The following is a 13391-nucleotide window of genomic DNA, read 5'->3' as shown; positions in this document are numbered from 1 at the left end:
GTTTTGGGCGCCGCGATCCAAAACGGCGCATCGGGGCCGCCACATCCCGTGTTGCCCAGACCCTACCTGAGATCACCAGCGCGTCAGCCGGCAAAGGACTGGATGGTTTTGATTGCGCCGTTCAATTCCTCGCCCTTTTCGTCGCGCAAGGCGGCCTCGCGCAGGCGGGCGATCCATTGGGCGGCGTCATCGCGGCCATAGACCAGTTTTGCCGCCTCCATCACGCGGGAGAATTTCGACAGCCCCCGCACATGGGTGTCAGAGTATCCTTTGATGAGGCGGCGACAGGCCAAGAGTTCGGTCGCGGCGGCGGCGTCGGTTTTGGCCAGATCGAGGCAGGCGGTTTGCCATGCGTCCAGATGGGCTTGTTCTATCGCGTGACGCAGGCTCTTGCGGCGGATGCGGCGCAAGCCCCCCAAGAGATAGAGCGTCACAAACCCCGACAAACGATGGGTGCGCACCCGGCGTCCCCGGTTGAGGCGGCGGTCGATCCACGCATTGAGGCGTGGGCGGGCCTCGATCCAGCGCCCGAGACCGGCGGGCAGGAGCGAGACGATTTCCTCGCCGCGGGGGTGGAAAAACTCGGTCAGATGCACAGGGCTTTGGCCGGATTTCATCTCCTGCGTGATGCGGTCAAACCGGGCGCGGCGGGTTTTGAGATCGGCCACGCGGATGATGTCATCGTAACACATCGCATTTGCGATATATTTAGAGGCGGCCTCCAGGAGTGTCGAATGATCGGGGTGCAGATCGTGAAACCGCCGCAGCCGGTCCAGATATTCGCGCCCATATTTAATGTCCTGAAATTCAACGGTTTTTTGCAAGCCCAGAATGGCCATAGGGGCGATGCTGCGCGCCTCTTCTTCGAGCGCGTGCCAGGCGTGCAGCTGCGGCTCCGGGCCTTTGGGCGTGGTCGGTGCGCGGGGCGTTGCGGCAGAGGGTTCGGGCGCGTCTGCGCCGGATTGCGCGCGGCGGAAGGCGGCATCAAAGGCGCGCAAGCTGGCCTCGACCCCTTTGCCGGAGGCGCGAATGGCGTCCTCAAAGGCGGCGCGCGGGAAGGGCAGGGCACCAGAGCCTGCAAGTGCACCAAAGAGCGAGGAGGAAATCACCGAGCCATTCTCGGCGGCCATGCGATCAAGGTCGAACATGATGAGCTGGTCCGAGGCAAGCCGGGCGGCCTCAAACACCTCATCCGCGTTGGCGATGCCGTCACCGGGCACCATTTTTTCCGAAACCGCCAGCGCGCGGTGGGTCGAGGCAATGAGCGTGGTGCGATCCGGGGTGACAAAGCCGCGCATAATGGCGCGCCCGGCCTCCATCAGCTCGGCGGCGATCATAATGTCAACGTCGCCGCTGGTGGGCGCGAGCGAGAACACCGGCATGGTGTCGCCCATCGGGGCCATCTCGATATAATAGATCGTGGCACCTGTGCGCTGCGCAACCCCGGCCACCGATGTGGCCTGCGCGGCATAGCCTTGCGCGCGGGCCACGCTCTCGATCCAGCCCGTGAGGACGCCGCCGCCCTGACCGCCGACGGCGAGGGTGGCGATCTTGATGATGCTCTGGAGTTTTTCGTCCGGGGTGCGGACGGGCAGGGTGAGGGCGTTCATTGCGGCACCTCCATAAAGGTCAGGCGGCGGGTCTCGCGACGGGTTTGCAGCCAAGTGATGACGCGCGTGGAGACCCTGTTCCACCAGCGTTCAAAGCCGCCGGGGTTATGCACCACATCGGCGCGGTAGAAGCTGGGGCAGAGCACGGCGGCATCCGCCACCTCGCCACAGTTGCCGCAGCCCACGCAGGTCTGATCAATCGCCGCCACCGGGTCGTCGCGCAGCGGGTCATCGAGATGTTTTACCGACAGGGAGGGGCAGCCCGAAAGGCGGATGCAGGCGTGATCGCCGGTGCAGATGTCCTCATCCACACCAAAGCGCGGGATTTCCATGCGCTGGCCGTCCTTGATCGCCTTGTTGCGCAGCGGTTTTTCGCGGCGCTGGCGGTTCAACATACATTCCGAGGAGGCCACAATCACCTTTGGCCCATCGTAATCGGTGGTGAGGGCCTCGCGGAACACATCGCGCATCCGGCCCACATCATAGGTGTGGTCGATGTGGCGAATCCATTCCACGCCGATCCCTTTGAGCGCCTTGGGGATCGGGTTCTTGGTGGATTTGGTCGGATTGTCGGCGCGGCTAGAGAGGATGTCCTGCCCGCCGGTGGCGGCAGAGTAATAATTGTCCACGATCACCGCGACGGAGTCGGATTTGTTGAACACCATATTGCCGATCGAAGACGACAGCCCGTTGTGCCAAAAGCCCCCATCGCCAATGATCGAGATGGCGCGCCGCTCGCCGCCGCCGTCAAAAGCCGCGTTGGAGGCCGGCCCCAGACCATAGCCCATGGTGGCCCCGCCGATTTCAAACGGCGGCAGCGCGGCAAAGAGATGACAGCCGATATCGGCGCTGATCTGATGAGTGCCAAGCTCCTCTTGTGCGAGCTTCAGCCCTGCAAAGATCGGCCGCTCCGGGCAGCCGGTGCAGAACCCGGGGGGGCGGATCGGAACGGTTTTGCTGAGGTCGGGGATTTCGGGCGGCGGCTGGTTTGGCGCGCGCATCTTATCCGGCAATAGCCCCGGCGCATTGAGGCGCAAGAATTCCGAAATGCTGTCGAACATCACCTGACCGGTGTATTCGCCCGCCATGGGAAAGACGTCCTTGCCGTGGAGTTTGACCTTCAGGTCCGAGCGCAAAAATATGGTGGAGAGCGACTGTTCGATAAACTCAGGCTGGCCTTCCTCGATCATCAGGACGGCTTTTTTACCAGCCGCAAAACGCAGCACCTCACTGTCCACCAGCGGGTAAGTGACATTGAGGCAATAGAGCGGGATTTCGGTGTTGCCGTAGATATCCGCAAGGCCGAGGCGCTGCAGCGCGCGGATGACGCCGTTGTACATGCCGCCCTGACAGATGATGCCAAGTTCGCCCTCTTTGGGGCCGAAGAATTCATTCAGCCCTTTGTCGATGATGTGCTGTACCGCATTGGGCCAGCGCGTGTTGATCTTATCCTGTTCGTGGGCAAAGGACATCGGCGGCAGCACCACCCGGTTCCAGTCCTTTTGCGGATTGCTGAGCGCGTCGCGTACCGTCAGCGCCGGGCGCTGGTTGTCGGAACATTCAAAGCTGCCGGTGACATGGCAACTGCGGATGCGCACCATCAGCATCACGGGGGTGTTTGAAGCCTCGGAAAGTTCGAAACTGTCGCCCACGGATTTCACGATCGAGGGCAGGTTGGGGCGCGGGTCCATCAGCCAGAATTGCGATTTCATTGCAAAGGCGTGGCTGCGCTCCTGCATGATGGAGGAGCCTTCGCCGTAGTCCTCGCCCACGATCACCACCGCGCCGCCAGTCACCCCGGAGGACGACAGGTTGGCGAGCGCGTCAGAAGCCACATTGACCCCGACCGAGCCTTTGAACGTCACCGCACCGCGGATCGGATAATGAACAGAGGCCGCGAGCATGGCAGCGGCTGCGGCCTCGGAGGCATTGGCCTCAAAGCGCACATCCAATTCGCCCAACAGCTCCTGCGCATCCGCCAGCACATCCATCAGATGCGAAATCGGCGCGCCCTGATAGCCGCCGACATAGCCCACGCCATTTTCCAAAAGCGCCTTGGTCAGGGCCAGAATGCCTTCGCCGGTAAAGGTTTCGCCTGCACCTGCGCGCAGTTCCTCGACTTCTTTTTTGAATGACCGTTCTGCCATGGGGTCCCTTGCGACTTAATATTGCTGAGTGGCGTGGTATGCGGCGGCTGATTGGGGATCAGAAATCATGCACCCGAATGTTGCGGAGCATCTTTTGCAGCGTTGTTGTAAAAACCCGCCGCTCGTCGGTAGAGATGCCTTCGAACATCTGCGCCGTGGCCTCTGCCATGCGCGGCCAGATTTTTTCAAAGGTGCTGCGCCCGGCAGGGGTGATAAAGACGCGGGTGGCGCGGGCGTCCTCGATATCGGGTCGGCGTTCGACCAATGCATCGGCCTCCAGCCCGTCGAGCGAGCGCGACAGGGTGGAATATTCGACCACCGCATAAACCGCGAGCTGGCCGATCAAAAGACCGTCGATCATCGCCAGCACCGCCAGCGCGCGCATCTTTGGCGTGGTCAGGCCAAGCTCTGCCAGTTCTTCGCGCATCGACGCATTGTAGCGTCCCATAATGCGGTTCATGAGGTAGGGCGCGAAATTCTCCAGCCCGATTTCCCCGAGTGTTTGCTGTTGTTCCTGTGGCTCCGTCATCCGCCCAATCGCTTTGCTGTGTTGTACCCCGAGCCGCCGCCCAGACCCGGTCCCGGGTGGGTGGAGGCCCCGATGTGATATAGGTTGGAAAATGATGTCGCCCCATTGCAGGAAGCGGGGAACGGGCGAAAGGTGAAAAACTGATCAATGCCGCAGTGGCCGCCATAAGGGTCGCCGCCCACGAGGTTCATATTGAGCCGTTGCAGATCGGCGGGGGAATAGGCGCGGCGGGCCAGTTTGATGTCGTCAAAGTTTGCGATGTGGCGGGCAAGGATCGCCTCAATGCGGTCGGCAAAGGCCTCTCGGGTGGTGTCGTCCCAATCCTTGCCGGTGATTTCCCCCTTGGCGTCGCCTTTGATCTGGCGCGGGGCGTCGGGGATCTGTAGCCACAGGATCGCCTTGCCCTCTGGACAGCGCGAGGGATCAAGCCGGTGGGGCTGGCCGACGCAGATGGTGGGGGTTTCGGGAAAGAGGCCGCGCTCGGCCTCATTGGCGGATTTGGACACGGAATCGATGCCATCTGCGAGATGGATCAACGCCACACCCTCAAGTCCATCGGCCCGCCACTCCGGGATTTTGTCGAGGGCATAATGCAGTTGGAAATTGCCGCGCCCATGGCGGAAATTCTGCGTCGCTTGTTGTTCGGGGGCAGTTTCTGCGCCGTTTAACAGTCGCCCATAGAGTTGCGAAGGCGTGACCGAGGCCAGCACCGAGCTGGCCCAGATCGCCTCGCCATCCGCAAGGCGCACGCCACGGGCCTTGCCGTCCTGAGTGATGATCTCTGCCACATCGGCGCCTGTGCGCAATTCACCGCCGTGGGATTCAATGAGCGCGCGGAAGGCGGCGACCGCCTGGCCCGCGCCACCTTTGACGATGGGGGCACCGGCGGCCTCCAACGCAAAGGCGATGACCTTGCCCATCTGACCGGAATAGGTGCTTTCGGGCGTAAGGCCCGTGTGCAGCACCCATGGTGCCCAGAGGGCCTGAATGTCGGGGCTTTGATAGGCGGGCTCCAGCCATGCGCGGGCGGGGCGCAGAGCCTCGCCAAACCATGTTTTCAGCCCGTTGAGGCCGCGTTTGCGGATTTGCGACAGCATCAGCCGGGCGGTGCGCCAGCGCCAAAGCTCGCCCCCAAGGAGCGAGAACAGAAACTCCGCATCCGCCTCGATCGCGCCCACGTCGCGGCCGTGCTGGTCGCCATCGCCTGCTGCCAGCGCGTTGAACTGCGCGATATTGGCGGCGCGGTCCATGCTGAGGGTGGTGGCGCGCCCGTTGGGGCGCAACACGGCGGTGGGATGCGTGGTGTGACAGAGCTCAAACCCGTGCTGCGCCAGATCCCCCGCCAGCTCTCCGTAGGCGGGCGAGGTCAGAAACAGCACAAACGTCGCGGCCATCACGTCATGATAAAAGCCGGGCAGGGTGGCCTCGGCGGTCATCATGCAGCCGCCCAGACGATCCTCACGCTCCAGCACCACCACCTTGCGCCCCTTGCGCGACAACAAGGCGGCGGCCACCAGAGCGTTGATCCCTGACCCGATTATGACGTGATCTGTCATGGTCTTAGCCCTTGGGAACCATCGCAAGGGCACGGATCGGAGAGCCGGTGCCACGCTCGATTTTCAAGGGCGCTGCGATCAGGATCGCGCCTTTGGCGGGCAACTTGTCGAGGTTGGCAAGGCTTGCCAGACCAAAGCAATTGTCGCGGTGCAACAGGTTGTGCGCGGGATAGGGCGGGTCCATCGCGCCCGCTTGGCCTGCGTCCGTGCCGATGCACTGGCTGCCCCAGCCGACGATCTTTTTCGACAAGAGATATTCGATGCAATCTGGCGTGGGGCCGGGGCTGTGGGGGCCGCTCTCATCGGCATTGAGGAATTTGGCCTCGTCGCCGGCGCGCTGGTCCCAGTCGGTGCGCATGACCACCCATTCGCCCGCGTTGATTTCGCCGTGCTCTGCCTCCCATGCTTTGACCAGATCGGCGGTCAGCAAAAAGTCCTCATCCGCGGCGCTTTCCTTGGAACAGTCGATCACATTGACCGGCGCAATCAGGCGATTGACGTCGAGCGTGTCGGTAAACCCGTCGCTGTAATCCTTGCCGGTGACCCAGTGATGCGGCGCGTCGAAATGGGTGCCTGAGTGTTCGCCCAGAACCATCCAGTTCCATGCAAAAAACGGGCCGTCCTCGTCATATTCACTGATCTTGTGAATTTCGACTTTGGGTGTGTTTTTGGCAAAGTCTTCAGGCAGTTGCAGAATTGGGGTGTTGGGCCCCAATACGCCCGTGCAATCGATAATTTCAACCGCGCCTGACGCCAGCATTTGCCCCAGATTGGCCAGTGTGTTTCCTGCGTTCATTGCATCCTCCCTTGCAAAGATCGACCCCGTAGGTGTGATTCAACGCTAGACAAATAAATTTGCATTTGCAAACAATATGCGTGAGGGAGGCCAGAAATGGACCAGAAAACGGATGCCGTGATCATTGGATCGGGGCTGAATAGTTTGGCGTGTGCCATGGTGCTGCAAAGCCGTGGATGGCGCGTTTTGATCTGTGAACAAGCGGCGGAGATTGGCGGCGCGGTGAAGACCGGCGCCTATACTGCAGAGGGGTTTCGGCACGACTGGGCTGCGATGAACCTGTCTTTATTCGCCGGATCACCGTTCTTTCAGCGCTTTCAGTCAGAGCTGATGGCGGCGGGGTTGAGCTTTGTGCCCGCAGAGCGCTGCTTTGCCACCGCCTTTGGCGATGACACATGGCTGGGCATCACCAATGACCGTAGCCGCAATGCGAAGAATATTTCTGCATTTGCAAATAACGATGGGGAAGTCTGGGGGGCGCTCAGTGACCAGTTCCCGGCGCGGGCCGAACATATCTTTGCGCTGCTGGGAACCCCGTTTAAGTTCTGGCCCCTCGCCAAGATCCTGTGGCGGCTGTGGCGCAAGGAGGGCACGCGCGGCGCATTAGAGCTGCTGCGGTTTTTGCTGTCGTCGCCGCGTAGCTGGCTGGACGGTACCTTTGAAAGCGCGCAGGTGAAATCGACGCTGGCCGCTTGGGGTATGCATCTGGATTTTGCCCCCGACATCGCCGGGGGCGCGGTGTTTCCCTATCTGGAAGCCATGGCCAATCAGAGCTTTGGCATGGTGATCGGCGAGGGCGGCGCGGATACGATCATCAAGGCGATGGTCGCCTGTATCGAGGGCGCAGGCGGGCGAATTTGGACCAATGCGCCGGTCACGGATGTGCTGATCGAGGGCGGCAAAGCCACGGGCGTGCGTCTGGCTGATGGCCGCATCTGTCAGGCGCAGCGCGCGGTGATCGCCAATGTCGCTCCCAAACATCTGGCAAAGCTGATGGGGGAGGAGACCCCCGATTATCAGCAGAAACTAAAGAGATTCCGCCATGCGCCGGGGACGATGATGATCCATCTGGCGATGGAGGATCTGCCCGATTGGCGCGCGGACCCGGAATTGCGCCAGTTTGCCTATGTGCATCTGGCACCGGACATGGACCAGATGGCGCGCACCTATCAGCAGGCGCAGGCGGGGCTATTGCCCGACGCACCCGTGGTGGTGGTGGGGCAGCCGACGGCGATTGACCCCAGCCGCGCGCCGGAGGGCAAACATGTGCTCTGGATGCAGGTGCGTATGGTGCCCGGCGACATCAAAGGCGATGCGGCGGGGCAGATCAGCGCGCGCGACTGGCAGGCGGCCGCGGAGCCTATGGCCAATCGCGCCCTTGATATTCTGGAACGCTATGCGCCCGGCACACGGGCCAAGATCATCGCTCAGAAAGTGGTGACCCCGGACATGCTTGAGGCAGACAACCCCAATCTGGTTGGAGGAGACCAGATTTGCGGCTCGCACCATCTGTCGCAGCATTTCCTGTACCGCCCGATGTTTGGCCGCTCGGACGGAAGTACCCCCATTGAGGGCCTGTTTCACACAGGCGCTGCGGTCTGGCCCGGTGCAGGCACCGGGGCGGGCGCGGGGTTTCTACTCGGCCAAAAACTGGCGTCATAGGGAGGACAACATGACGACACTCAGCAAAAGGAGCTTGCTCAAGCTCGGCGCGGCATCGATTTCATTGGCAGCGGTGGGCTTGCCCGTCTTTGCCCAAAATATCGACGAATTGGTGATTGCCAATAACGTCTCATTGCCCAGTTGGGACCCGACCGTGGGGCTGTCGGCGGTGAACCCGACCTTGCAGGGCATGTATCAATCGGTGTTTGACCTGTTCATCGCGCAGGACACGGATCTGTCTCAGGTGCCGGGGATCGTGACCGATTGGGGCTGGAACGACGACAAGAGCCAGATCTTCATGACCGTGCGCGAGGGCGTCAAATGGCATGATGGCACGGATCTGACGCCCGAGGATGTGGTCTGGAGCCTTGAGACCGCAGCCGACCCGGATGGCGGCAACCCGATCCAGTTTATCTGGTCCACGGTGGGCAATTTCCAGATCGATGGCCAGCGTATCACCGCAGATGTTTTGCGGTTTGAGCCGACGATTTTCAAATGGATGTCGTTCCTCACCGGCTATGTGCGGCCCAAAGCCTATATCGAGCGCGTTGGTGCCGAAGGGTTTGAGGCCGCGCCCATCGGCTCTGGCCCCTATATGGTCGAGAAATACGAGCGCAACGCCTTTGTGCGCCTCAAGGCCTTTGGCGATTATTGGGGGCCGAAGCCGGAATTTGAGACGGTAACCATCAAATTTGTGACCGACGCGGCGGCGCGGGTGGCGGAGGCGGAATCCGGCAATGCCCATGTCACGCTGGAGATGCCTTACGAAGAATTTGATCGCCTGAAGGCGGGCAAACTGGAGGGGGTGGCGCATCCCGTCTCTGACATCGCGATGATTTTCTTTAACGATATCGAGGTGATGATAGACCCCAACGTGCGCAAGGCGGCGGTGATGGCGGTGGACAAACAGGCCATCGTGGACCGGCTCTTGTCGGGGTATGGCGTGCCGATTGATACGCTGCAAACGCCGGAATATGCGGCCTATGACGCGTCGATCACCACGCCCTATGATCCCGACGGGGCCAAGGCGCTGCTGGCGAAATCGGGCTATGGGCCGGACAATCCGGTAAAGTTCAAGATCCAGACCACCCGTGGCTTCAAGCCCAAGGATTACGAGATCATTCAGGCGATCGTGGGCCTGTGGCGTCGGGTCGGGATTGAGGCCGAGATCGAGGTCTATGAGGTCGCCAAACATTACGAGCTGCGCGCGACAGACCAACTGGCTCCGGCGGCGTTTTACAACTGGGGCAACTCCATTGGCGATCCGACCACATCGACCGGATTTGCCATGTTTGGCCCCTCGCCGCATTCGGTCTGGGACGGCGAAGACCTCGCAGCGATGATCGGCCCGCTCTGGGGCGAAGCAGATGAGGCCAAGCGCATCGAAGGCTGGAAAGCGGTGGATCGCAAGATCGCCGAGGATGCGCTGGTGTTGCCGCTGTTCCAGTATGTGCAGCCGATCCTGCATGCGCGGGGCGTGAAGGTGGTGCCGCATACCTCGGGTGCCTTGCTGCCTGCGCTGATGACGCGCGGATAAGGAAGGTGGGCAGCCCGGCAGATGGGCTGCCCCTCATGCATATATGCCAGTCAGAGCCCTTCTCACCCGCCTTCTTTCCATGCTGATCACGCTGTTTGGCGTGGCGGTCATTGTATTCTTTGTGATCCGGGTGGTGCCCGGAAACCCCATCGCCATGATGCTGCCCCCCGGCGCGGGCGAGGAAGATATCGCACGCCTCAAGGCGCTCTATGGGTTTGACAAATCCCTGCCCGAGCAATTTGTGATCTGGGTCGCAGGTGTGCTGCAGGGGGATTTTGGAACCTCGATCAGCACCCGCCAGCCGGTTCTGTCGCTGGTGCTGGGGCGTCTGCCTGCCACCATTGAACTGGCGGTGATGGCGCTGGTGATCGCCATTGTGATCGGCAGTGTGCTGGCCCTGACGGGCACGCGACACCGGGGCACACGCACGGAGGGGGCGATTGATGTCACCAACGGCATGGCACTCTCGGTGCCGGATTTCCTGTGGGGGCTATTGTTGATCCTGCTCTTTGGGGTGCTCTGGCCGGTGTTTCACATCTCGGGCCGGGTTTCCCCGGCGCTGGATCTGCCGTTTGCCACCAACTTTTACCTCTTTGAGAGCGTGCTGCGGCTTCGGTTTGATATCTGGCTTGATCTGGTGAGCCATATGTTCATGCCCGCACTGGCGCTGGCCATTCCGCTGGCAGCGATTATTGCACAGCTGCTGAAGCAATCGCTCAAGGAAACCATGCATCTGGATTACGTGACGCTGGCGCGCACGCATGGGTATGGCGAAAACCGGGTGATCACCCGCGAAGCGCTGCCAAACGCAATCCTGCCGACGCTGACTCTGGTGGGGGTGCAGTTCACGTTTCTGATTGGCGGCACGGTGATCATCGAGCGGCTGTTTTCCTATGAAGGCCTTGGCAATATGGCGATTGATGCGGTGATCAACCGCGATCTGCCGCTGATCCAGGGCATCGTCATCCTGTTTGCGCTGATGTTCACGCTGGTGAACCTGATCGTTGATCTGACCTATGCGCTGCTTAATCCGAGGTTGCGACATGGCTGATGCGCGCAGTGCACTAAAGCGCCCCATTGGGCCACGCTTGTGGCTCTCGGGTGGCTGGCTCACGCTTTTGGTGCTGGGGGCGGTTTTTGCGCCGCTTTTGGCGCCCAAAGATCCGCTGATGCAGGATCTGTTTCTGGGACGGATGCCGCCGTTCTGGCTGCCCGGCGCGGAGCCGGGGTACCTGTTGGGCACGGACTCGCTGGGCCGCGATGTGCTGAGCCGTCTTCTTTATGGCGCGCGGGTGGCGCTGTTTGTGGGGCTGATTGCCGGGGTGCTGACCTGTCTGCTGGGCACCGCGCTGGGGCTGATTGCAGGATATTATCGCGGCTGGCCGGATCTGTTGATTTCGCGCTTCATCGACATCTGGATGGCCTTTCCGCCGGTGCTGTTTTCAATCCTCCTGATCGCGGTGATGGGGACAGGTTTGACGTCGATCATCATCGCAATTGTGGTGATCGACTGGACGCGGTTTGCCCGCGTGATCCGAGCCGAAGCGATGACGCAGGGGGCGATGGATTACGTGGCCTCGGCGCAGGTGACGGGGCACAAGCGCATTGGCATTATGCTGCTTGAGATCCTGCCCAATGTGCTGCCGACCATGGTGGTGCTCTTGACGCTGGAGATGGGCATCGCGGTGATTGTCGAGGCGATCCTGTCCTTTGTGAACCTCTCAATCTCGACCGATGATCCCACATGGGGGTCGATGATTTCCGAGGGCCGCGTATCGATCCATCAGGCGTGGTGGGTGCTGGTGTTCCCGCTGGTCTGTCTGTTTTTCACCGTCCTCAGCTTTAGCCAATTGGGCGAGGGGCTGAAGGACTATTTCGATCCGGTGCTGCGATGAGCTTTCTTGAAATCACCTCCCTCAGTGCGCGTGTGGGTCCGGTGCCGATCCTGCGTGATGTTTCGCTCAATGTGGCCGCAGGCGAAGTGCGCGCGCTGGTGGGCGAAAGCGGCGCGGGCAAGAGCATGATCGGCAAGGCGATCCTTGGCACGCTGCCCGGCGCCATTCGCATCACCGGCGGCGAGATCCGCCTTGATGGGCAGAACCTGCTGGCGCTGCGCCCCGCAGAGCGGCGTCGGGTGATCGGCCAGACGGCGGCGCTTATACCGCAGGACCCGCTGACCGCGCTCAACCCGGTGCGCCGGATCGGGCCGCAAATCACACGGCGGCTGGTGGATATTCTGGGCTGGAGCAAGCGTGACGCCGAGACCCGCGCGCTGGAGCTGTTGGCAGAGGTTCATATCCCGGACCCCAAGCGGGTGATGCAGAGCTATCCGCATGAGCTGTCGGGCGGGATGCGGCAGCGGGTGCTGATTGCCTCAGCCTTTGCGGCGGAGCCGAAACTCATCATCGCGGATGAGCCGACGACTGCGCTGGATGTGACGGTGCAGAAACAAATCCTGCGCCTCATTAAGGAAATGCAGCAGCGCCACAACACGGCGCTTTTGTTCGTGACCCATGATCTGGGGGTGGTGGCCAAGATCTGTCAGAAACTGACGGTGCTGTTTGGCGGCATGGTGCTCGAAGAGGCCTCGGTTGATGCGTTTTTTGCTGCGCCACAGCATGCCTATTCGCGCGCGCTTTTGGCGGCGACGCCCAAATATACCGATCCCGACCAGAGCCTGACGCCGGTGCCGCAAAGCATCCTTGACGATCTGCAGGCGCAACTCGATTTTGCCGAAAGGACCACGACATGAGCGAGCCGATTTACCGCGTCCGTGATCTGCGGCTGTCGTTCCCGCTCTTGGCGCAAAAGCCCCTGTTTGGGGCTGCGCCACGGGTGGAGGTGCTGAAGGGGCTGAGTTTTGACATTGCGCGCGGCGAGGTGCTGGGCATCGTGGGCGGCTCTGGCTCCGGCAAATCCACTTTGGGCCGCGCACTGGTGCGGCTGCTGGAACCTTCGGCCGGGCTGGTGGAGTTTGAAGGGCGCGATATCACCCATCTGGATGAGGCGGCGCTGCGGCCCCTGCGCAAGCGGTTTCAGATGATCTTTCAGGATCCGATGTCCTCGCTCAATCCGCGCCGCACGGTGGGCGGGATCATTGCGGGGCCGCTCAGGCTGCATGGGTTTGACGATGTGAAGGACCGGGTCAGCCAAGCGCTGTCACAGGTGGGGCTGCCGCTGGCGTTTCGTCATCGCTTCCCGCATGAGCTCTCTGGCGGCCAGCGCCAGCGCGTCGGTATTGCCCGTGCCATTGCCACCGAGCCGGAGTTCATCCTCGCCGATGAGATTGTCTCGGGGCTGGATGTGTCCTCGCAGGCGCAGGTGCTGACACTCTTGGAGCGGCTGGTGGCCGAGATGGGGCTGACGCTGGCCTTTGTCAGCCATGATCTGTCGGTGATCCGGCGGCTTTGTGGCACCACATTGGTGCTGTACCAAGGTGAGATCGTGGAGCACGCGGCGACGGCGGATTTATTTGCGCAGCCGCAGGCCCAGTACACGCGCGATTTGCTGGATGCGATCCCACTGCCGGAGGTGGATGCGGCCTGGCTTTGAGA

The 13391-nt window shown here is 61.7% G+C and carries 11 protein-coding genes; 6 read left to right on the top strand and 5 right to left on the bottom strand.

Annotated elements, in window-relative coordinates:
- Positions 1-83: 83 nt before the first annotated feature.
- The 5 genes from K529_RS21630 to K529_RS21610 are packed head-to-tail and all read right to left on the bottom strand — an operon-like array spanning position 84 to position 6638.
- Positions 84-1610 (bottom strand): indolepyruvate oxidoreductase subunit beta family protein, encoded by a 1527-nt coding sequence (locus K529_RS21630; protein WP_046002221.1) that lies wholly within the window; start codon positions 1608-1610, stop codon positions 84-86.
- Positions 1607-3757 carry a thiamine pyrophosphate-dependent enzyme gene (locus K529_RS21625; RefSeq protein WP_046002222.1) on the bottom strand — a complete coding sequence of 717 codons (2151 nt, stop codon included), beginning with the start codon at positions 3755-3757 and terminating at the stop codon, positions 1607-1609. Before K529_RS21625 ends, K529_RS21630 begins: the two co-directional genes overlap by 4 nt.
- Before the next feature lie 58 nt (positions 3758-3815).
- A complete protein-coding gene (locus K529_RS21620) occupies positions 3816-4286 on the bottom strand; it encodes a MarR family winged helix-turn-helix transcriptional regulator (protein WP_005663921.1) in 471 nt (156 codons plus the stop codon).
- Entirely contained in the window at positions 4283-5842 is a 1560-nt protein-coding gene (locus K529_RS21615; protein WP_046002223.1) for a phytoene desaturase family protein, read from the bottom strand. Before K529_RS21615 ends, K529_RS21620 begins: the two co-directional genes overlap by 4 nt.
- 4 nt (positions 5843-5846) lie before the next feature.
- Positions 5847-6638, bottom strand: coding sequence for a cyclase family protein (locus tag K529_RS21610; protein ID WP_005659081.1), 792 nt, complete (start codon positions 6636-6638; stop codon positions 5847-5849).
- 96 nt (positions 6639-6734) lie between these two features.
- Between K529_RS21610 and K529_RS21605 the strand changes: the two genes are divergently transcribed.
- From K529_RS21605 to K529_RS21580, 6 genes are all read left to right on the top strand, one after another.
- The gene (locus K529_RS21605) at positions 6735-8300 is read left to right on the top strand and encodes a phytoene desaturase family protein (RefSeq protein WP_046002224.1); all 1566 of its coding nucleotides are present in this window, start codon (positions 6735-6737) and stop codon (positions 8298-8300) included.
- Positions 8301-8310: 10 nt separating this feature from the next.
- Positions 8311-9837: an ABC transporter substrate-binding protein gene (locus tag K529_RS21600; RefSeq protein ID WP_005638752.1), complete on the top strand. Its 1527-nt coding sequence runs from the start codon at positions 8311-8313 to the stop codon at positions 9835-9837.
- A gap of 79 nt (positions 9838-9916) precedes the next feature.
- Positions 9917-10888: an ABC transporter permease gene (locus K529_RS21595; RefSeq protein WP_005638755.1), complete on the top strand. Its 972-nt coding sequence runs from the start codon at positions 9917-9919 to the stop codon at positions 10886-10888.
- A complete protein-coding gene (locus K529_RS21590) occupies positions 10881-11732 on the top strand; it encodes an ABC transporter permease (RefSeq protein ID WP_005638758.1) in 852 nt (283 codons plus the stop codon). Before K529_RS21595 ends, K529_RS21590 begins: the two co-directional genes overlap by 8 nt.
- The gene (locus K529_RS21585; RefSeq protein ID WP_046002225.1) at positions 11729-12589 is read left to right on the top strand and encodes an ABC transporter ATP-binding protein; all 861 of its coding nucleotides are present in this window, start codon (positions 11729-11731) and stop codon (positions 12587-12589) included. The genes K529_RS21590 and K529_RS21585 overlap by 4 nt, the downstream gene beginning before the upstream one ends.
- Positions 12586-13389 (top strand): ATP-binding cassette domain-containing protein, encoded by an 804-nt coding sequence (locus K529_RS21580; RefSeq protein ID WP_046002226.1) that lies wholly within the window; start codon positions 12586-12588, stop codon positions 13387-13389. Before K529_RS21585 ends, K529_RS21580 begins: the two co-directional genes overlap by 4 nt.
- Positions 13390-13391 lie beyond the last annotated feature (2 nt).

Origin of the sequence: Tritonibacter mobilis F1926 (assembly GCF_000376545.2) — a bacterium.
GTDB lineage: Bacteria > Pseudomonadota > Alphaproteobacteria > Rhodobacterales > Rhodobacteraceae > Epibacterium > Epibacterium mobile.
The sequence above is the reverse complement of the archived record's forward strand: the minus strand, read 5'-3'. Positions and strand labels throughout refer to the sequence as shown.

Bases quoted from the DNA above. Each gene is read 5' to 3' on its own strand.
- K529_RS21580 (WP_046002226.1), top strand. From the start codon at position 12,586: ATGAGCGAGCCGATTTACCGCGTCCGTGATCTGCGGCTGTCGTTCCCG.
- K529_RS21620 (WP_005663921.1), bottom strand. From the start codon at position 4,286: ATGACGGAGCCACAGGAACAACAGCAAACACTCGGGGAAATCGGGCTG.
- K529_RS21590 (WP_005638758.1), top strand. From the start codon at position 10,881: ATGGCTGATGCGCGCAGTGCACTAAAGCGCCCCATTGGGCCACGCTTG.
- K529_RS21615 (WP_046002223.1), bottom strand. From the start codon at position 5,842: ATGACAGATCACGTCATAATCGGGTCAGGGATCAACGCTCTGGTGGCC.
- K529_RS21600 (WP_005638752.1), top strand. From the start codon at position 8,311: ATGACGACACTCAGCAAAAGGAGCTTGCTCAAGCTCGGCGCGGCATCG.
- K529_RS21630 (WP_046002221.1), bottom strand. From the start codon at position 1,610: ATGAACGCCCTCACCCTGCCCGTCCGCACCCCGGACGAAAAACTCCAG.
- K529_RS21585 (WP_046002225.1), top strand. From the start codon at position 11,729: ATGAGCTTTCTTGAAATCACCTCCCTCAGTGCGCGTGTGGGTCCGGTG.
- K529_RS21605 (WP_046002224.1), top strand. From the start codon at position 6,735: ATGGACCAGAAAACGGATGCCGTGATCATTGGATCGGGGCTGAATAGT.
- K529_RS21595 (WP_005638755.1), top strand. From the start codon at position 9,917: ATGCTGATCACGCTGTTTGGCGTGGCGGTCATTGTATTCTTTGTGATC.
- K529_RS21625 (WP_046002222.1), bottom strand. From the start codon at position 3,757: ATGGCAGAACGGTCATTCAAAAAAGAAGTCGAGGAACTGCGCGCAGGT.
- K529_RS21610 (WP_005659081.1), bottom strand. From the start codon at position 6,638: ATGAACGCAGGAAACACACTGGCCAATCTGGGGCAAATGCTGGCGTCA.